The following is an 18,965-nucleotide window of genomic DNA, read 5'->3' as shown; positions in this document are numbered from 1 at the left end:
GCACAAAATGCCATTTGCAAAGCAAGGATACCATGATTGATTCATGTGAATCACATATGACAAAGCCCGGCTAAGTCCGGGCTTTGTCTCTGGCGGGTGAGCTTGATCTACGACAAGCGCTTGTAGGTGTCCAGTAGGCTGCGCACAAGCGCGCGGCCCTTCTCGTCTACTTGGTTCAGATCGGCCAAGAGACTACTGTCCTCGTTAGACAGCGCCGAGCCATTGCGAACACCTGTCACAACGTACAGGACATCGAAACCTACAGCATGCAGAAGGTTGAGGGCTTCAGCGTTGGGAAAGCTGCGGCCAGCTTCATACGCCATATAAGTCGTATAGCCAACACCGGCGGCCTTTGCACCATCCTGCTGCGTAAGGCCAAGTCGGTTTCTTTCCTCTCGAAGCCGGTCCCCGATATTCAATTTTTTACCTCTCGCAAAGCGCACCCATCCATTTTCAGACGGAAACATGTTGCAACATTCAGATTTCAGATGTACGATGCAAAGCAATTCAGATTTCAGATGATGGTACCGCATATGACCACCACCGCACAGAGTGGACGAAGGGTTTACGGTCCACGTGGTGTAGCACAGTCAAAACCCGTGCAGATGCGCCTGCTGCCTATTGAACGCTACCTCTTCAATAAGCTGAAAGAAAAGCTAGGCATGTCGGAGAGCAGCCTAAGCCGTGAAATCTATCTCGTTGGCCTGCCTACCTTCCTGGCTCTACACGGTCTGACGGAATGGGCAAATGCTATCCAAAAAGCATTTTCAGCATAACCACCGAACACCGAGCCTGCTGGTGGAATGGAGCAAGAAATGGACAGACTGAGAACCGCATACCAGACGATGTGCAAGGCCATGCCGGGCGGCTGGCCGGCCATGGCGGCGGCCCTGGGCTTTAGCAAGGATGGTCTGGAAAACCGCGTGTACGAGCGCAAGGGCCAATCGGTATCTGTCCATGAAGCCTTGCAGATGCAAGCCTTTAGCGGCACTACGCTGTTTGCCGAGGCCGTGGCGGCGGAGGCCGGCGGGGTGTTTATCCCTCTGCCGGACGTGGAAGCGGTGGACGATGAAGAAATCCAGCGCGTGTACATGGAGCTGGTGGACGAAGTGGGCCGCCTGGCGCGCGAATGGCGCGAAGCCACCCGCGACGGGGAGGTGGATAAGCGCGAACGCCAGCGCCTGGAGGCCATCCGCGACGCCATCTGCACCAAGGTGACGCAGATGAACCACCTGACGTTTCAAGTTTTCTGCAAGAAGGGACAATAGCCATGACCGCGATGCGTTGCCCGGCCTGTGGTGAAGCCGCTATCACCATCCGCACTAGCAGAGAGCAATCCCCCGTTACCCGTGAAATCTACGCTGTCTGTAAGGTCTGCGGCAATCAACCGCGCGGGGTGATGGAGTGGCTGGACTGGATGGTGGAAGGCTTGCTGCCTGCCAGCATGCACCGAGCAAAATTGCCGCAATCGCCAGCGGCCCGCCGCCAAGAAGCGCTCGATCAGTATCGAAGCAAGCGGCGCGAATCAGATAACCAACTGCCTTTGTTCTAGCCATTTCCCAGGCTAGCCAGCCCTAACCAAAGCCCTTGAAAAAATCGCACTCGAACAGTGCGAGGGGGCTTGTTACGCCCAAAAAACGCAGCACTCAGGAGAAAACGCCATGCAACAGCCCGAAGCGCCCCGCCTTGCCAAGCTCCGTTATGTCCGTTTTGCCAATGGCACCGCCTGCTATTCGTCCGCCGGCCGAGAGTTTGCCGGCCTGGGTGAATGGCTGGAATACCTGGCCTGCTGCGCCCTGGTGCTGTTGCTGATCGTGCTGCAGTTCGTTTTGCCCGCCTGACTCTGGAGCCATCGCCATGAATGCCCGTTCGCAATTCCCACTTCCCACTGGCCACGATATGGCCATGCAGGCACTGCGCCACATCGAGGCCGTCCGTTCGCCGGCGTGCCGTCCAGTATTGGAGTCCGTGGAGTCGCTGCGGCTCAAGGTGCTGAGTGCGGCTCAAAAAGACGCGATGGCAGACATCCAAGACGCCATCGTGGTGCTTGAAGAGACTGCGCAAGCCATCAATCAACTGATTTTGCTGCACGGGCTAGACCTGCGCATTCTGAACCTGTGGCAGTCGGGCATGATGAATTACGCCATTGAGACGCAATGTTCGGAAAGCCGCGTGGCGGAGGCCAAGCTGCTGCGCGGCGGCCAGTCGTTGCGCGCCGAACAACCGCAAGCCATCCAGTCGGCCGCCCGCGAGGAGCGCGCCGCATGAAGACTTGCCGCCTGCCTGATCTGGACCGTTTCCCGCGCCACCTGGGCCGGGCGATTGGCCGCGAGTGGCGCCAGCGCCGGGGCGCTCCCCTGGTGCTGGCCCAGGATCAGGCAGACCCGCGCGAGGCCGAGGCCAACGCCTGGCTGCGCGACCTCACCCGCTTTATGCCGCGCGACGCGCTGCCGCTGGGCGCGTGCGAAATGGAGCTGGTGGAATTTGCCAAGCAGCGCGCGTTTGAGGCGGACCAGCTGCTCAGCCGCGGCGCAAACATGGAGCAGCTAGAACGCTACTGCGCCCGCTATGGCGTGGAGCCGCCGGCCGGCAAAACAGCTACCGGCCGCGCCAAGCGCGTGGCGTGCAGCTTGTGGTGGCGCCGCGCCCTGCGCCGCGCCAATGCCCGCCGCAGCGAACACTTATCCATCCAGCTGGGGCTGGTGCATTGCCGCCACGGCTTATACGCCAGTCATGACGCCATCGCTCGCCGCCGCGAGCAAAAGCGCCGCAACCGCGGCTTGCTGGAGGCGCTGGCCGCCATCAACGAGCTGGGCCAGGAATACACGCTGCAAGAACTGGCGGACCTGAGCATCAGCAACCCTGCCATCCGTCGCGCGGAACTGATGGTGCGGATTGCGGGTTTCGAGCACATCGCCCAAGGGCTGGACTATGCCGGCGAGTTCATCACCCTCACCGCCCCCAGCCGGTTCCACCCACGCCATAAGGGCAGCGGACAACGCAATGCCAAGTACAACGGCGCCACGCCTATCGACACCCGCGACTACCTACAGGGCGTGTGGTCACGCATTACCGCCGCGCTGGCGCGCATGGGCATCAAACCGTTTGGCTTCCGCGTGGCGGAGCCGCACCACGACGGCACGCCGCACTGGCATGCCTTGCTGTTCATGCCCAAAGAAGCAGTCACAGACTTCCGCCGAGTGGTGGCGCGCCACGCTGTACGCGAAGACCGCCAAGAGCTGGGGCTGACCTACCTGTTGACCAAGACCGAAGCCATGCAGGCGGCGCGTGGGCTGCGCGCCAATGGCGCCAAGGGCAGGCTGGCCGAAATGGCCAACAAACTGGGCATTGAAGCTGACTTCTGGGCCAATCCGCCGCGCTGGGTGTGGAAAGGCATCAAGCCGCGGGTGTGGTTCAAGCCTATCGATTGGAGCATTGGTACCGCTGCCGGCTACCTGGCCAAGTATGTGGCCAAAAACATAGACGGCATGAAGCACAACGGCCAATCCATCGGCGATGACTTTGAGGCGCAAGACCACGCCGGCGTGGCCGGCCCGGACGATGGCGCGAGCAAAGACCAAGCCGCCGCCACCGATGCCACGGTTACCGCCATCCGCGTGGATGCCTGGGCCAGCCATTGGGGCATTCGCCAGTTCCAGCAGATTGGCGGCCCGCCGGTGGGCGTGTGGCGCGAGCTGCGCCGCTGGGATTACCAAGCGGCCGACGCCGAAGACGTGCTGATGCATGCCGCCATTGCCGCGGACACCGGCAATTGGGGCCGCTTTGTCCACCTGATGGGCGGCCATGAGGCCAAGCGCGCCGACATGCCGCTCAGCACCGCCCGCGACAGCCTGCCGGCGGAAAACCGCTACGGCGAGCCAGGACAAAAGCGCGTGTTTGGCGTGGTGGAGCTTGCCAGCGGCCAATTGGCGCAAACCCGCGTCCATGAGTGGCAGATCAGCCGCAAGGCCGCCGGGGTTGAGGGAAGCGCAGCTTCCCCTTGGACTCGTGTCAATAACTCTACGTTTTTGTCAGTTCCGCCCCAGGGCGAGCTGAAGCCGGAATGGCTGTGGAGCGCGGCCGATGAGGTCGAATACAACATCCTCGCCGACGACAGCGAGCTGCTGAGCGCCGAAGAACTAGCCGCCCGCCGCGAATACGAGGCGCACGTCAGATATCTGCGCTGCTTCCCTGAGTTTGTCCGCGAATGGGCCATGCGCGGCGTTGAGGCCGCCGAAGTACAAGCCCAGCGCGACCGCGAACAGGCGCGAGAGCGTGTGCGCATGCAGAAGATCAACAAGCGATTGGCCGCCAATCTGGGCATGACGCACAGCCAAGGGCTGGAAGCGCTGTCCGCTATCCGCGCCCAGGCGCTCGGCACCGACAAGCCGCGCCGCCGCCAAACCCGCCCGCGCGACGAGCGCTGGAGCGCTGGCGGCCCAGGCATCGCCGTTTCTCAGCAGCTGGCCCAGGCAACCGCCAGGGCGCGGCAGTGGATCAACCAAGCAGGCCGCGCGTAAGCGGCGAGGAGGAAGCATGTTTGGACCGGATAGAGCCGTATTGGAGAAAAAGCTGTTCGATCAGCTGGAACGCGCCGAACAGCAACGCAATGCCGAGGCCGTGGTCATTGGCCGCAACCTGCTGAAAGGCCAGCGCGTGGGAAAAGTCTTCCTGGCGCGTCACTTCGGCCGGAGCGATGAGCACTGCAACGTGCTGCGCGCCAGGTGGCGCCAGCTGATGGAAAACCAAGAACAGGAGCAAGCGCAATGAACACCGTAGCCATCCAACCGCAAACCAACCTCTACACCCGGCTGATGATCGCCACCACCAGCAGCTACCGCGCCGAGCTGGAGGCGGTAAACGGTCAGCTGCGCAACATCGAGCGCGCCGAGCGCATGGCCCGCCGCCTGAGCGACATAGAGCTGGATGCCCGCGCGGAAGCCGGCGCCGGCTACGTGCCGTATATCGTGCTGCGCCTGTCCATCGACCTGCTGCCAATGCAGCAGTATGTGGTGGCGCTTGCCGGCCGAGCCCTGGAGCGCCAGCTCGTCGCCAACGGCCAGGACGCCCAGGGCCGGGACCGCTTCCAGATCCTAACCGTCGGCGAAGAACGCTCCAGCCTGGAGCTGGTAGTGGAAGCCATCTGAACAACCGGCCGCACAGCGGCCATAGGCGAGCGGCCGGCCCTCCCCATCAACCTGGGCGCCGTCCTCTGAAAACCGGCAAGGCCGCTCGCCTATGGCCGCCAACCGATCACAACGAGAGTCGAGATGAACCTCAAAAACGTAACTGCACCCATCCAGAACAAAACCAATCGCCCCTGGCATGGCAAAGGCCCGGTCAAAGGCGACCGCTATTTGCGCCGCGACGTCGTGCTGGAGCGCGTGGGCGTCACCAAGACCACGCTTTACACTTGGATGGCCTCCGACGACTTCCCGCCTTCCATCGCCCTGGGCGGCGGCTCGGTTGGGTTTCTGGAGTCGCATATCGAAATGTGGATTGCCTGGCGCTTTGCCTGCGCCGGCCTAAGGGGTGATGCGGCATAAAATGGGCCATCCATCTTGAGCCCTGGGCTTGTCCCCCGACATGAAAAAAGCCATCCTAGCGATGGCTTTTTTCATGTCCTCCCCCCGCATTTCGTACTCGCACCGTGACAAAATCAAGGGGTATATTTGGGGGTATAAAACAAAAATGAAAACACAATTTATATATTTTTCAGCATCTTACACTTCAATTCGCCACTATGCTGACCCGTGAAGACATCGTAAACGCCGGCATCTAAACAGACCGCAAAGCCGCCAAAACTAAGGGTTTGGCGGCTTTTTTCATTCCTGGCCAGTACGATCAGACAATGTAACAGCCGGGGCTAGCACGGGGCACATCTGGGGATATATGATACTCCTCACATTGCAGGCCGTTGAAAACGGGGACCGCACGATACGGCCAATCGACTGCACGAACGTTGCAATGCCATATGGCGGCGCGCGGTTAAAACGGGGCGATTCACTTCCAACCCTGCGGCAGATCTCGCCTGAGAATTACCCCCATCTCAAGGCCCCAACCTTCGCTCTCACGCGAGGAACTGCCCGCCTTCTTGGCACATTGGCCGCAAACGCAAACATCAACCCTGCAAACCAAATGCCTGATCAAGCCCATCATGATCTGCTTCACCCGAGTGGGCGAAACGGTTCAAGCCAGCGGGAATGACTTAGATCTGGACAAGGCCATCTGGACGATTCCGCTGGAAACACGAAAGCTGAAGTGGACGCTGAAAGCGGTGCTCTGCATATCGTGCCCCTCCCATCACAGGCGGTACAAGACGCCTGATTTTTCGGAAAGATAATGGCAACCCAGCTCATAGAGGGACGCGAAGCCGCTTCGAAATCGGCAAAAGTAAAGACCGGCCCAATCGGACCGGTCTCGTTGTTTTCCCCGTGGACCTTAATGCCAGCTCGCGCTCAATATCGGTTGCAGTTGGGCTTGTTGATCCTGCGGCAAGGCATGCACGCCCCCAGGCGGCGCAGAGAACGCCGCCATGGCATGCACCAGCTTATCGACATCAGAAGAGGCAAGCGTCACTCCTCCCGCCTGGATGGAGCCGATATGCGGGCTGACGCTGCTTTGCCAGCCTGTCACCATGACAGCATCCGTCGTGCCCAAGACATCGATTTCAAGCGAGCCATTGACATACTTGAACCATAGATGGTCAGGCGTCGCATCCGCGAACTGCAACACATCGCGGCTATTCGCATCCCGCTTTGCGCCGCTGTCATTCACCGTGACTACGCCCGTCCCGGCGCGCAGCACAAAGGTGTCCTGCCCCGCCCCCGCATTCAGCGTATTGTTCAAACCCGCCGTCAGCGTATCCATGCCGTCTCCGGCCGTCAGCGTATCGCCTGCCGCGCCCACCATGCGGTTGTCTACCCCCTGCAAGCCGTACAGGTAATGATTGCCGCTGCTGGCATCGGTGAATACCAGTTGATTGGCGACGGCAGGAAAGTCCCAGCTGCGGCCATCGGCGAAACTGAACAACGGCCGGTAGTTAGGATTGCTGAAGTAACCATTGATGGTCAGTTGGTCGCCATTGCCGAAGTCCAGCACCAGATTATCCGACAGGTCTCGAATGATCTTGGTCTGGCTGGCATTGATGCCAGCGCCCAGCTTCACCGTATCCACCGGGCTGGAGTTGGACTTGGCGAATGCATTAAGCACAGTCTGCCCGCAGCCCGGATTGATCACAAACGTATTCCGCCCCGCGCCGGTGTTCAAGGTATTGTTGCGGCCCGCGGTCAGAACATCGTTGCCATCGCCGGCTGTCAGCGTGTCGCCGGCCGCGCCCACGATGCGGTTGTCCACGCCCCGCAAACCGTACAGATAATGATTGCCGCTGCTGGTATCGGTGAACACCAGTTGATTGGCGACGGCCAGAAAATCCCAGCTGCTACCGTCTGCGAAGCTGAACAGCGGCCTGGAGCTGGAATTGGCATTTGGATCGCCAAAATAGCGATAAACGGTCAATTGGTCGCCGTTGCCGAAGTCCAGTACCAGATTATCCGACAGGTCTCGAATGATCTTGGTCTGGCTGGCGCTAATGCCCGTCCCCAGCTTCACCACATCCACCGGGCCCAGGTTCATTTTGGAAGACTCATATAACATCGTCTGTCCGCAGCCTCGATTGAGCACAAAGGTATCCTGCCCGGAGCCCGCGTGCAGCGTATTGTTCAAGCCCGCTGTCAGCGTATCCTTGCCGTCGCCCGCCGTCAGCGTATCGCCGGCCGCACCCACCATGCGGTTGTCCACGCCATGCAAACCGCTCACTTGATTGCCGCTGCCGGTATCGGTGAACACCAGTTGATTAGCGACAGCCAGAAAATCCCAGCTGCTGCCGTCGGTGAAGCTGAACAGCGGCCTGGAGCTGGAATTGGCATTTGGATCGCCAAAATAGCGATAAACGGTCAATTGGTCGCCGTTGCCGAAGTCCAGTATCAAATTATTCGACAGGTCTCGAATGATCTTGGTCTGGCTGGCGCTGATGCCCGTCCCCAGCTTCACCACATCCACCGGGCCCAGGTTCATTTTGGAAGACTCATACAACATCGTCTGTCCGCAGCCTCGATTGAGCACAAAGGTATCCTGCCCGGAGCCCGCGTGCAGCGTATTGTTCAAGCTCGCTGTCAGCGTATCCTTGCCGTCGCCCGCCGTCAGCGTATCGCCGGCCGCGCCCACGATGCGGTTGTCCACGCCTTTCAAACCGCTCAATTGATTGCCGCTGCCGGTATCGGTGAACACCAGTTGATTGGCGACGGCCAGAAAATCCCAGCTGCTGCCGTCTGCGAAGCTGAACAGCGGCCTGGAGCTGGAATTGGCATTTGGATCGCCAAAATAGCGATAAACGGTCAATTGGTCGCCGTTGCCGAAGTCCAGTATCAAATTATTCGACAGGTCTCGAATGATCTTGGTCTGGCTGGCGCTGATGCCCGTCCCCAGCTTCACCACATCCACCGGGCCCAGGTTCATTTTGGAAGACTCATACAACATCGTCTGTCCGCAGCCTCGATTGAGCACAAAGGTATCCTGCCCGGAGCCCGCGTGCAGCGTATTGTTCAAGCTCGCTGTCAGCGTATCCTTGCCGTCGCCCGCCGTCAGCGTATCGCCGGCCGCGCCCACGATGCGGTTGTCCACGCCCCGCAAACCGTACAGATAATGATTGCCGCTGCTGGTATCGGTGAACACCAGTTGATTGGTGACGGCCAGAAAATCCCAGCTGCTACCGTCTGCGAAGCTGAACAGCGGCCTGGAGCTGGAATTGGCATTTGGATCGCCAAAATAGCGATAAACGGTCAATTGGTCGCCGTTGCCGAAGTCCAGTACCAGATTATCCGACAGGTCTCGAATGATCTTGGTCTGGCTGGCGCGGATGCCCGTCCCCAGCTTCACCACATCCACCGGGCCCAGGTTCATTTTGGAAGACTCATACAACATCGTCTGGCCGCAGCCGCGATTGAGCACAAAGGTATCCTGCCCGGAGCCCGCGTGCAGCGTATTGTTCAAGCCCGCTGTCAATGTATCCTTGCCGTCGCCCGCCGTCAGCGTATCGCCGGCCGCGCCCACCATGCGGTTGTCCACGCCTTTCAAACCGCTCAATTGATTGCCGCTGCCGGTATCGGTGAACACCAGTTGATTGGCTATCGCCGGGAAGTCCCAGTTGCTACCGTCCGTGAAAATAAACACGGGCCGGGCGATAGGGTTGGCATTAGGGTTATTGAAGTAGCGGGGAACAGTTAACTGGTCGCCGTTGCCGAAATCCAGAATAAGACTATTCGACAAATCGCGGATGACCCTGGTCTGGCTGGCGCTGATGCCTGCGCCCAGCTTCACCACATCAATCGGGCCCAGGTTGGATTTGGCTGACTCATTCAGCATCGTCAGCCCGCAACCCCGGTTCAAAATGAAAGTATCCTGATTGGCATCCGCAATCAACATGCTGTTTGAACCAGCAACAAATGTCGGGCCCGGATTAATATTCGGCGGTTGATTGGTGATGAACGCAAAGTCCCAGTTGGTGCCGTCGGCGAAATGGATCAGCGGCCGGATGTTGTTCGGATTGCTGAAGTAGTTTCTGACGGTCAGTTGATCGCCGTTGCCGAAGTCCAGTATCAGATTGCTCGACGGGTCTCGGATGATCTTGGTCTGGCCGGCGCTGATGCCCGCGCCCAATTTCACCACGTCCACCGTGTTCTGGCTGAGTTTGACGGCCTCGTTCAGCACGGTCTGTCCACAGCCCCGATTGAGCACAAAAGTGTCTCGCCCGGTACCCGCGATCAGGTTATTGTTGTGGCCCGCGGTCAAGGTATCGTTGCCGGCTCCCGCAGTCAGGGTATCGGCCTCCCCACCCACAATGCGGTTGTCCACGCCAGGCAAGCCATACAGGTACTGGCTGCCGCTGCTGGTGTCGGTAAACACCAGCTGATTGGCGATGGCCGAAAAATCCCAGCTGACGCCGTTGGCGAAATTGATCAGCGGCCGGGTGATATTCGGATTGCTGAAGTAGTTTCTGACGGTCAATTGGTCGCCATTGCCGAAGTCCAGTATCAGATTGCTCGACGGGTCGCGGATGATTTTAGTCTGACTGGCGCTGATGCCCGCGCCCAACGCCACCACGTCCACCGTGTTCTGGCTGAGTTTGGAGGACTCATTCAGCACTGTCAGCCCGCAGCCCCGATTGAGCACGAAGGTGTCTCGTCCGGTACCCGCGATCAGGTTATTGTTGTGGCCCGCGGTCAAGGTATCGTTGCCGGCTCCCGCAGTCAGGGTATCGGCCTCCCCACCCACAATGCGGTTGTCCACGCCAGGCAAGCCATACAGGTACTGGCTGCCGCTGCTGGTGTCGGTAAACACCAGTTGATTGGCGATGGCCGGGAAGTCCCAGCTGACGCCGTCGGCGAAATTAATCAGCGGCCGGGTGACATTCGGGTTGCTGAAGTAGTTTCTGACGGTCAGTTGATCGCCGTTGCCGAAGTCCAGTATCAGATTGCTCGACGGGTCGCGGATGATTTTAGTCTGACTGGCGCTGATGCCCGCGCCCAACGCCACCACGTCCACCGTGTTCTGGCTGAGTTTGGAGGACTCATTCAGCACTGTCAGCCCGCAGCCCCGATTGAGCACGAAGGTGTCTCGTCCGGTACCCGCGATCAGGTTATTGTTGTGGCCCGCGGTCAAGGTATCGTTGCCGGCTCCCGCCGTCAGCGTGTCGGCCTCCCCACCCACAATGCGGTTGTCCACGCCAGGCAAGCCATACAGGTACTGGCTGCCGCTGCTGGTGTCGACAAACACCAGCTGATTGGCGATGGCCGGAAAGTCCCAACTGACACCGTCGGCGAAATTAATCAGCGGCCGGGTGACATTCGGATTGCTGAAGTAGTTTCTGACTGTCAATTGGTCGCCATTGCCGAAGTCCAGTATCAGATTGCTCGACGGGTCGCGGATGATCTTGGTCTGGCTGGCGCTGAAGCCCGCGCCCAACGCCACCACGTCCACCGTGTTCTGGCTGAGTTTGGAGGACTCGTTCAGCACGGTCGGGCCGCAGCCCCGATTGAGCACGAAGGTGTCGCGGCCGATGCCGGCGATCAGGGTATTGTGGTGGCCCGCGGTCAAGGTATCGTTGCCGGCTCCCGCCGTCAGCGTGTCGGCCTCTCCGCCCACGATGCGGTTGTCCACTCCCGACAAGCCATACAGGTACTGGCTGCCGCTGCTGGTGTCGGCAAACACCAGCTGATTGGCGATGGCCGCATAATCCCAACTGCTGCCATCGGCAAAGCTGATCAACGGCTTGGACAAGGCCGAATCAAAATAAGCAGTCAGTTTCAATTGGTCGCCATTGCCGAAATCCAATATCAGATTATTCGACAAGTCGCGTATGATCTTGGTTTGGCTGGCGTTGAACCCGGAGCCCAGTTTCACCGTATCTACCGTGTTTTGGCTGAGTTTATGGGTCATTTCATTCAGCACCATCAAACCGCAGCCTGCATTCAGAACAAAAAAATCTTGCTCGCTGCCAGCGTTCATCACGCCGTTCTGCCCGCCAATAATGACCAAGGGGCTAACAGAAGTATTATTTGATTTCGACATTATATTTCCTTTATCTGAACTCTTTTTGCCTCCGCCGAGACCGCGGCTGCACCAACAACACATGCCTATCACAAGCGATACGCCAGCCTGCCCGACGCTAGCCAGCTCAGTGCAACTGAGCGGTGGGAGCGTGCTCTCCTAATGAAATACCTGCGGACTTGCCCGCCATTGAAAGTCAGCCTCCATGACAAAATACAAGCTGTGCAATTGACATGTCATAGCACAGCCGATGGCAAGCTGAGTCTGTTGGATCTACAGCGATGCCTAACGAGCACGCCATCGCGCAACAGGTATTGAAGAAGCCCCAGACAGCGCAGGCTAGCGCTATCAGCATGCGTCATAGCAAGCATTCAGCATGACGACTATTCTACCAAATAGCATATAAATGTCATGTCATTTGCCATTCGAATGATTGTGCCTGGATCAACGCCCTCCACCGCATGCAAAGCAATCGTTTTTCATCAAAGACTTGCCGCATTCCAGACAAGCACGCCAAAGCGCAAGAGCCCGCTAGCTTGCTCGCCCAGGATGCATAGGCAGGGCATGCACCGGAGCATTGCCGCTCTCGTGGCGCAGGGAGTATGCGATTGATTTAAACCTGACATTGCACCAACTGCCTGGAGGGGAATAGCGAGACTATCTGCGCCATTTTGCAAGGACACTACCAACCACCCTTTTCACCCACTCCTGAGCGATAGGGCTCAAAATGCTTATCCAGATGGCTGACGAAGGCCCGCACTTTCGCCGACAGGTTGCTCTTCATCGGATAGACCGCGTGAATGTCGGCCGCCGGAAATCGCCAGTCGCCGAGCACTTCGCGCAATCGGCCCGAGCGCAGGTAAGGCGCGACATTCCACTCCGAGCGCAGCAATATCCCCAGCCCCCGCAATGCCCAGCTGACTGCGACCTCGCCATCATTGGTCGAGACCGTCCCGCGGACCTTCACATTGGCTTGCGTATTTCCTGAATGAAGGTGCCACGCGCCATAGGTTTCGTCGCTTTCCCGGATCACGATGCAGCGGTGGCGCTGCAGATCCATCGGGGAGACAGGCGCGCCGAAACGTTCCAGATAGGCCGGTGATGCGCATAACAGGCGGCGATTGCTGGCGATCTTCCTCGAGGTGATGCGAGCGTCGGGCAGTTCGCCGAAACGGATGCAGACATCGAAGCCCTCCTCGATCAGATTGACCGGGCGGTCAGACAGGGATAACTGGACTTCGACATCGGGATAAAGCTCGACGAAGTCCGCGATGGCCGGGGCGATGAATTGCCGGCCGAAGCCGAAGGTCGCATTGACGCGCAACAGCCCCTTCGGGACGGTCTGCGCGCTGGCCAGCCTTTGCTCCAGTTCCTCCAGTTCCCCAAGAATCTTTTTCCCCTCCGCCAGATACAGCTCGCCTTCATACGTGACGGCCGCCCGTCTCGTCGTGCGGTTCAACAGCCGGATGCCGAGCCGCGCCTCCAGATTGGCCAAACGCCGGCTGACGGCGGCGGTGGATACGCCCAGCTCTTGCGCCGCGCCGGACAGCGTGCCCGCCTTCACCACTTCCAGGAAAAAAGCGACGTCGGATATGGAATTCATTTTTGCGTTCAAGTTAAAAACAGTTTGATATTTCAATTATTGTACAGAAATTTGCAATCCACTAACTTGCCTCCAAAGGAAGCCGCCTCGCTTTCAGGCTCACCGGGAGACAAGAGTGACCGCATTGCAAACCCCACCCCAAACGCTTTACCAGAAGCTGGTCGACACCCACACGGTAGCGCGTCTGGATCCGCAGAACGTGCTGCTTTACGCCGACCTGCACATCATGAACGAGTACACCAGCCCTCAAGCCTTCGCCGGGCTGGCGGAAGCCGGCCGCACAGTCTTGCAGCCCGGCCAGAACGTATCGGTGGTCGACCACATCATCCCGACCCACCCCGTGGCGATCCGCATCATCGAGGAGCCGAATTCGGCATTGCAGGCCTCGAACCTGAAAAAGAATTGTGACCGCCACGGCATCCCGCTTTTCGACGCCAACGACCGTTTTCAAGGCATAGAACATGTCATCGCGCCGGAGCTGGGCATGATCCGCCCGGGCATGGTCATCCTCTGCGGAGACAGCCACACCACAACCTATGGCGCGCTGGGGGCCTTGGGCTTCGGCATCGGCACCTCCGAAGTCGAACACGTATTGGCGACCCAGACCCTGGTGTATCGCCTCGCGCAAACCATGCGCATCCATGTAGCCGGCCGCTTGCCGCTCGGCACCACCGCCAAGGACCTGATCCTGCTGATCATCAACCGGATCGGCGCGCACGGCGCGCGCGGCTACGCGGTCGAGTTTTGCGGCGAAGCCATTGAAGCGCTGACGATAGAGGCGCGGATGACGCTGTGCAATATGGCGGTCGAGGCCGGCGCGCGCGGCGCGCTCATCGCGCCGGATGCGCTGACGCTGGAATACATCGCCCGCCACTGCCCGGACCTGGCCGGCGCGACGCTGGACGCCGCGAAAGCGGACTGGCGCGCCCTGCGCAGCGACGACGGCGCCCCATTCGACCTTGAGCTCGAATTCCAGGCCGGCGACGTCGAGCCCTATGTGACATGGGGCACCAGCCCCGACCAATCCATTCCGATCAGCGGCCGCGTCCCCTCTGCTGCGTTGACGCCGGAGGGGCCTGAGCGGCTCACCATGCAACGGGCGCTGCGCTATACCGGCCTGGCCGAAGGCGCCCAACTGGAAGGCTTGCCTGTCCAACGCGTCTTCATCGGCTCTTGCACCAATGCCCGCATCGAGGACTTGCGCGCTGTCGCGGAGATCGTGCGCGGACGAAGCGTGGCGCCTTCGGTGCGCGCCATGATCGTGCCGGGCTCAGGCGAAGTGCGCCGCCAGGCCGAACAGGAAGGCCTGGCTCAGCTCTTCATCGAGGCCGGCTTTGAATGGCGTCAACCCGGCTGTTCCCTATGCCTGGCCATGAATGACGACGTGCTCAACCCCGGAGAGCGGTGCGCCTCCACCACCAACCGCAATTTCGAAGGCCGCCAAGGCCGGGATGCGATCACCCACCTGATGAGTCCGGCCATGGCCGCCGCCGCCGCCGTCGCCGGCTGCATCACCGATGTTCGCAAACTGGGAGCCCAAGCATGACCGTTCAAACCCGAATCGAAGGCATGGCCGCGCCCTTGCCGCTCAGCAATCTGGACACCGACCAGATCATGCCGAAGCAATTCCTGCGCCGCATCGACAAGGCGGGCCTGGCCGAGGGCCTGCTATACGACATGCGCTTCGGCCCGGATGGAAAGCCCCGCCCGGAATTCGTGCTCAATCGGCCGGAATACGCCGCGGCCAGGATCCTGGTCGCCGGCCCCAATTTCGGCTGCGGATCCAGCCGCGAACACGCGGTCTGGGGCCTGCGGCAATACGGCATCCAGGCAGTGATCGCTCCCAGCTTCGGCGAAATTTTCTATTCGAACGCGATGAACAACAGCCTGATGCTGGTGGCGCTGGCCGAGACCGATGTCGAGGCCATTCTGGCCGATGTCTCCACGCCGGAAAACAGCCTGGTCGCGATCGATGTCGCATCCATGACGGTGCGAAGCAAGAGTCTGATGGCGTCTTTCTCGCTGTCAGAACGCCATCGCCGGATGTTCCTCGAAGGCCTGGACATGATAGGCGCGACCTTGGCCATGCAAGACCAGATCCACGCATTCGCGGCCAAGCATTGGCAGCAGCGGCCCTGGCTGAAAGACATCGCCTCCATGACAAAAAACCGTTTGGCGTAAGCGGGGCGCCCTGCCGGACCTCCGGTCCGGCGGCGCCGTCACGCCCTATCTGAGGAGACAAAAATGCATATAGAGGAAACCGTTAGCAACCCGCCGGCAGGCAATGGGCCATGGAGCAAGCTGATGGCCATGCGCATCGGACCGCTGCCCTTGCCGCTCTATTTGTCGCTCGCCGCCATTGTGGTCGCCGCGGCCATCGCGCATCGCCTGCCGAACGACCTGATCGGCGGCCTGGCCGTCATGATGTTGTCCGGCTTCCTGCTGGGCGAGCTGGGCAAGAGAATTCCCGTGCTCAAGCATATCGGCGGCTCGGCCATTCTCTGCCTGTTTGTCCCCTCGGCATTGCTGGGATACAAGCTGTTCGACCCCGACATGCTGAAGGCCCTGACCACGGCGATGAAAACCGCCAATCTGCAATACCTCTACATTGCCTGTCTGGTGGTCGGCAGCATTCTCGGCATGAGCCACAAGGTTTTGGTGCAGGGCTTTTTGCGGATGTTCATCCCGCTGCTGGTGGGAACGCTGGGCGCCGTCGCCGCCGGCGTGCTTGTCGGCCTATTGTTCGGCTATACCCCTTGGCACACCTTCTTCTATATCATCATTCCCATTTTGGGCGGCGGCATCGGCGAGGGCATCCTGCCGCTTTCCATCGGCTATTCCGAAATGACCCGAATCCCGCAAGCGCAGATTGTCGCCACGCTGATTCCGGCCGTTCTGATCGGCAATGTCGTGGCCATCTTGCTGGCCGGCCTGCTCAACTTTTACGGCAAGAAGCGGCCGCAGTTCAGTGGCGACGGCATGCTGGTCAAAAGCGGCGAGGATCGTGAACTGCTTGCCGCTCAGCATGAGACGCCGATCAATTTAAGCCTGATGGGCGCGGGCCTGCTTCTCACCTGCGCTATTTTTACCTTGGGCGCCCTGCTCGCGCCGATTAGCGGCATACCCGGTCCGGTGTTGATGATCATCGCCACCGCCTTGATCAAGGTGAGCAAGCTCATGCCGGCGCAGATGGAACTGGGCGCCTACCAGATGTACAAGTTCATGACCAGCAATCTGACATACGCCATCCTGGTGGGGCTGGGCACACTGTTTGTGCCGTGGAACCAGATGCTCGCCTCCGTCACCGCTGGATATGTGCTGCTCTGCGCGGTGATTGTTACGGCCATGGTGGCCAGCGGCTTCGGCATCGGCTTGTTGCTGAAGATGTATCCGATTGAGTCGGCGATTGTCACCGCCTGCCATAGCGGCCTGGGCGGCACCGGCGACGTGGCGATTCTGTCGGCCGCCAACCGGATGGAAATGATGCCCTTCGCGCAAATCTCCACCCGTATCGGCGGGGCGTCGATGATCGTTCTGGCCACGCTGCTGATGAAGCTTCTCCACTAGCCATCAAGAGACCGTGGCCGCCCTTTGCCTGATCTGCGGGAAGACCTTGTCCCCGGCCTCTGGCCCCGCGTTCACGACCAGTCCGGCTTCAATACCATCAGAAAATACACCGCCAGCATCGCGCAGAAGGCCGGATAACCCAGGCGCTCCCAGATCCGCGCGAAACGCCAGTAGCGCGCCGGCAGCGCCTGGCCGGCCTCCGCCGCATCTCGGGCCATACCAGCCATCCGGATCTGCAGCCACACAACCGGCAGCCAGCACGCGCCGGAGAATAAAAACAAGCCCAGCGCCCAGACAATCCAGGACTGGCTCAAAGGCCAGCCTGCCTGATGCGCCAGCCACAAGCCGGACAAGGGCTGGAAAATCACCGCCGGCGTAGTGAACCACCAATCGGCCCGCACCACCAAGCGGGCTACTTCAGCCTGCGCCGCCACCTTGCCGCCGCGGTTGGCGAAGAACATGTAGAAGGCGGAGCCGAGTCCGGTGCCCACCATCAGCGTGGCGGACAGAATGTGCAGGGTCTTGACGATCAAATAGGCATTCATGATTTTTCCTCCCGATTGGCGCCCAGCCACAGCAGCATCGCCAGGATGGGCAAGTTCTTCACCAGCGGCGCGAACGGATGCAGCCAGTTCTCCGGCAAGGCCACCGCCACCGCTGCGCTGTAAAACAACACGGTCAGCGCCTGCAGCCGCCAGGCCAGTACGCCAGGCCGCCAAACGATCCAGACCGCGTACGCGACATCCAGCGCGCAGGAAAGCAGAAACAGCGGCGCCAGCGCAGCCTGCGGCAAACCCAGCCGGCCCAGCATATCGATAGAAACGCTCCAGGCCGTCAGCGGCGGCTGCAGGCCGCTCCACAGCCACAGCGCGGCCAGCGACAACTCCACCATTCGCCGCGAAACTTTCATGCGACCTCCCCGAACTGCCTGAACGACAGCGGCTGGCGGCCAAGCAACGCGGCGAAAGCGGCCGGGTCCGCGGTGGAGCCCTGGCGCAGCATGCGCAGGCTGTCGGCATCCAGCAAGCTGCCCGGCACGCGCGCGCCGCATGCGGCCAAACCATCGGCCAAGCGGCTGGGCATGGACCATACCCGCGGCGGCGAGCTGATGCCCTGCATGCGGCGCAATTGCCGCAAGTAGTCTGCCAACGCGGCCTCCTCCGCCCCGACAAAGTCCACCACGCCGCAAACCTCTCCCTCCACCAATTTGCGCAGCCCTTCGGCAACCTCGTCCGCCGCCACGGGCCTCACTCTTTGCGCGCCGCCCTCGGGCAGCGGCCAGAACGGCAAGCGGGACAAGGCCAACAGCAGGCGGCTGCTAGCGCCATCATCGCCATACACCAGCGAGGGGCGGACGACGGCGACATCCAGGCCGCTGGCGAGCAAGGCCGCGTCCCCTCGCCCCTTGCTGGCCAGAAACAAGGTGTCGGCCTCCTCCGACGCGCCCAAAGCCGACAGCTGCACCCAGCGGCGCACGCCTAGCCGCCTCGCCAAACCAGCCAGATGCGCCGGACCGAAATGATGCGCAGCCTCCAGCTCGCCCTCCCGGCGCTCCCGCAGCAGGCCAGCCATATTGACGATCGCCGCCACGCCATCCAGCCAGTCCGTCCAAGCGGGTCCCGGACAAGTCAGATCAAGCTCGGCTCGGGATGGCGTCAACAGCGGATAGCCTTGGCGGCGCAAAGCTGCGGCCACTCTCCGTCCGATAAAGCCGCGAGCGCCCAGTAGCAGGATTTTCATTGCGCAGCCTCCGAAACTGCGGCCGGCAGCGGAGAATGCTTAGGCCGGCTGAACGCCACCTGGCGCCACACCAAGCGCACCAACACCAGCAACTGCGCCACCACGCCTATCAAAGACCATTTCAACACTGCCCGAATATCCAGCCATAGCGAGGAGGATGCCTGCTCCGGCGCCAGCAGCAATACCGTCAGCAGCGGCGTGGCTAGCACCAGCAGCAAAAACGCCCGACTCCAGAACGGCGCGCCCTCGCCGCTTTCGCACAAGGCGCGCGTCACCCGCCGCAATGGCTCCGCCAGCAGCCACCAGCACAGCAAACTGCAAAGAACCGGCACCAGAATCATGATCAAGATGAACCCGCCCATGGCAATCTCCTAATTCTGAAATTTCTGTCAAAACAGAAATATTGGTTTAAAAAAAACAGCCATAAAAACCTGCGCCGTAAGCTCGC

Annotated in this window: 19 protein-coding genes and 1 pseudogene; 13 read left to right on the top strand and 7 right to left on the bottom strand. The window is 60.5% G+C overall.

What is annotated here, in order from left to right; all coding sequences use genetic code 11:
- Positions 1-107 precede the first annotated feature (107 nt).
- Positions 108-467, bottom strand: coding sequence for a helix-turn-helix transcriptional regulator (locus NKT35_RS17555; RefSeq protein ID WP_254295383.1), 360 nt, complete (start codon positions 465-467; stop codon positions 108-110).
- 66 nt (positions 468-533) lie between these two features.
- Between NKT35_RS17555 and NKT35_RS17550 the strand changes: the two genes are divergently transcribed.
- The 10 genes and pseudogenes from NKT35_RS17550 to NKT35_RS24220 form a co-directional block, all read left to right on the top strand.
- Positions 534-776 (top strand): hypothetical protein, encoded by a 243-nt coding sequence (locus tag NKT35_RS17550; RefSeq protein ID WP_083370102.1) that lies wholly within the window; start codon positions 534-536, stop codon positions 774-776.
- A 39-nt stretch (positions 777-815) separates the two neighbouring features.
- Positions 816-1,268, top strand: coding sequence for a YmfL family putative regulatory protein (locus NKT35_RS17545; RefSeq protein WP_254295381.1), 453 nt, complete (start codon positions 816-818; stop codon positions 1,266-1,268).
- Positions 1,269-1,270: 2 nt separating this feature from the next.
- Positions 1,271-1,552 (top strand): ogr/Delta-like zinc finger family protein, encoded by a 282-nt coding sequence (locus NKT35_RS17540; RefSeq protein WP_254295379.1) that lies wholly within the window; start codon positions 1,271-1,273, stop codon positions 1,550-1,552.
- 109 nt (positions 1,553-1,661) lie between these two features.
- The gene (locus NKT35_RS17535) at positions 1,662-1,841 is read left to right on the top strand and encodes a hypothetical protein (RefSeq protein ID WP_254295376.1); all 180 of its coding nucleotides are present in this window, start codon (positions 1,662-1,664) and stop codon (positions 1,839-1,841) included.
- Positions 1,842-1,857: 16 nt separating this feature from the next.
- The gene (locus NKT35_RS17530; protein ID WP_254295374.1) at positions 1,858-2,268 is read left to right on the top strand and encodes a hypothetical protein; all 411 of its coding nucleotides are present in this window, start codon (positions 1,858-1,860) and stop codon (positions 2,266-2,268) included.
- Positions 2,265-4,520 (top strand): replication endonuclease, encoded by a 2,256-nt coding sequence (locus NKT35_RS17525; protein WP_254295372.1) that lies wholly within the window; start codon positions 2,265-2,267, stop codon positions 4,518-4,520. The genes NKT35_RS17530 and NKT35_RS17525 overlap by 4 nt, the downstream gene beginning before the upstream one ends.
- Positions 4,521-4,560: 40 nt before the next feature.
- Entirely contained in the window at positions 4,561-4,770 is a 210-nt protein-coding gene (locus NKT35_RS17520; protein WP_254295370.1) for a hypothetical protein, read from the top strand.
- A complete protein-coding gene (locus tag NKT35_RS17515) occupies positions 4,767-5,147 on the top strand; it encodes a hypothetical protein (RefSeq protein ID WP_254295368.1) in 381 nt (126 codons plus the stop codon). Before NKT35_RS17520 ends, NKT35_RS17515 begins: the two co-directional genes overlap by 4 nt.
- Positions 5,148-5,270: 123 nt before the next feature.
- The gene (locus NKT35_RS17510) at positions 5,271-5,546 is read left to right on the top strand and encodes a helix-turn-helix transcriptional regulator (RefSeq protein ID WP_254295366.1); all 276 of its coding nucleotides are present in this window, start codon (positions 5,271-5,273) and stop codon (positions 5,544-5,546) included.
- Between the two features lie 387 nt (positions 5,547-5,933).
- Positions 5,934-6,035 (top strand): annotated as a pseudogene (locus NKT35_RS24220) (phage integrase central domain-containing protein); the annotation flags it as partial.
- A gap of 406 nt (positions 6,036-6,441) precedes the next feature.
- On the opposite strand, the gene NKT35_RS17505 reads toward NKT35_RS24220, so the two are convergent.
- Together NKT35_RS17505 and NKT35_RS17500 are read right to left on the bottom strand one after the other, a co-directional pair.
- Positions 6,442-11,628 carry a calcium-binding protein gene (locus NKT35_RS17505; protein WP_254295364.1) on the bottom strand — a complete coding sequence of 1,729 codons (5,187 nt, stop codon included), beginning with the start codon at positions 11,626-11,628 and terminating at the stop codon, positions 6,442-6,444.
- 661 nt (positions 11,629-12,289) lie between these two features.
- On the bottom strand, positions 12,290-13,246 hold the full coding sequence (locus tag NKT35_RS17500) for a LysR family transcriptional regulator (RefSeq protein WP_254295363.1): 957 nt from the start codon (positions 13,244-13,246) through the stop codon (positions 12,290-12,292).
- A gap of 79 nt (positions 13,247-13,325) precedes the next feature.
- Here NKT35_RS17500 and leuC point away from each other — a divergent pair, with 79 nt between their 5' ends.
- The 3 genes from leuC (at position 13,326) to NKT35_RS17485 (ending at position 16,777) form a co-directional block, all read left to right on the top strand.
- Positions 13,326-14,756 carry a 3-isopropylmalate dehydratase large subunit gene (leuC, locus tag NKT35_RS17495; RefSeq protein WP_254295361.1) on the top strand — a complete coding sequence of 477 codons (1,431 nt, stop codon included), beginning with the start codon at positions 13,326-13,328 and terminating at the stop codon, positions 14,754-14,756.
- On the top strand, positions 14,753-15,391 hold the full coding sequence (gene leuD / locus NKT35_RS17490) for a 3-isopropylmalate dehydratase small subunit (protein ID WP_254295359.1): 639 nt from the start codon (positions 14,753-14,755) through the stop codon (positions 15,389-15,391). The genes leuC and leuD overlap by 4 nt, the downstream gene beginning before the upstream one ends.
- Positions 15,392-15,454: 63 nt before the next feature.
- Positions 15,455-16,777 (top strand): 2-hydroxycarboxylate transporter family protein, encoded by a 1,323-nt coding sequence (locus NKT35_RS17485; RefSeq protein ID WP_254295358.1) that lies wholly within the window; start codon positions 15,455-15,457, stop codon positions 16,775-16,777.
- 71 nt (positions 16,778-16,848) lie between these two features.
- Here NKT35_RS17485 and NKT35_RS17480 read toward each other — a convergent pair whose 3' ends face one another.
- From NKT35_RS17480 to NKT35_RS17465, 4 genes are read right to left on the bottom strand one after another with little or no spacing between them, the layout of a single operon-like run.
- Positions 16,849-17,322 carry a DUF2269 family protein gene (locus NKT35_RS17480; RefSeq protein ID WP_254295356.1) on the bottom strand — a complete coding sequence of 158 codons (474 nt, stop codon included), beginning with the start codon at positions 17,320-17,322 and terminating at the stop codon, positions 16,849-16,851.
- A complete protein-coding gene (locus NKT35_RS17475) occupies positions 17,319-17,687 on the bottom strand; it encodes a DoxX-like family protein (RefSeq protein WP_254295355.1) in 369 nt (122 codons plus the stop codon). The genes NKT35_RS17480 and NKT35_RS17475 overlap by 4 nt, the downstream gene beginning before the upstream one ends.
- The gene (locus NKT35_RS17470) at positions 17,684-18,517 is read right to left on the bottom strand and encodes an NAD-dependent epimerase/dehydratase family protein (RefSeq protein WP_254295353.1); all 834 of its coding nucleotides are present in this window, start codon (positions 18,515-18,517) and stop codon (positions 17,684-17,686) included. Before NKT35_RS17470 ends, NKT35_RS17475 begins: the two co-directional genes overlap by 4 nt.
- Positions 18,514-18,879 (bottom strand): hypothetical protein, encoded by a 366-nt coding sequence (locus NKT35_RS17465; protein ID WP_254295352.1) that lies wholly within the window; start codon positions 18,877-18,879, stop codon positions 18,514-18,516. The genes NKT35_RS17470 and NKT35_RS17465 overlap by 4 nt, the downstream gene beginning before the upstream one ends.
- Positions 18,880-18,965: the final 86 nt, after the last annotated feature.

It is taken from the genome of Chromobacterium sp. IIBBL 290-4, from assembly GCF_024207115.1.
Taxonomy (GTDB): Bacteria; Pseudomonadota; Gammaproteobacteria; order Burkholderiales; family Chromobacteriaceae; genus Chromobacterium.
This window is presented reverse-complemented; position numbering and strand designations above follow the sequence as displayed.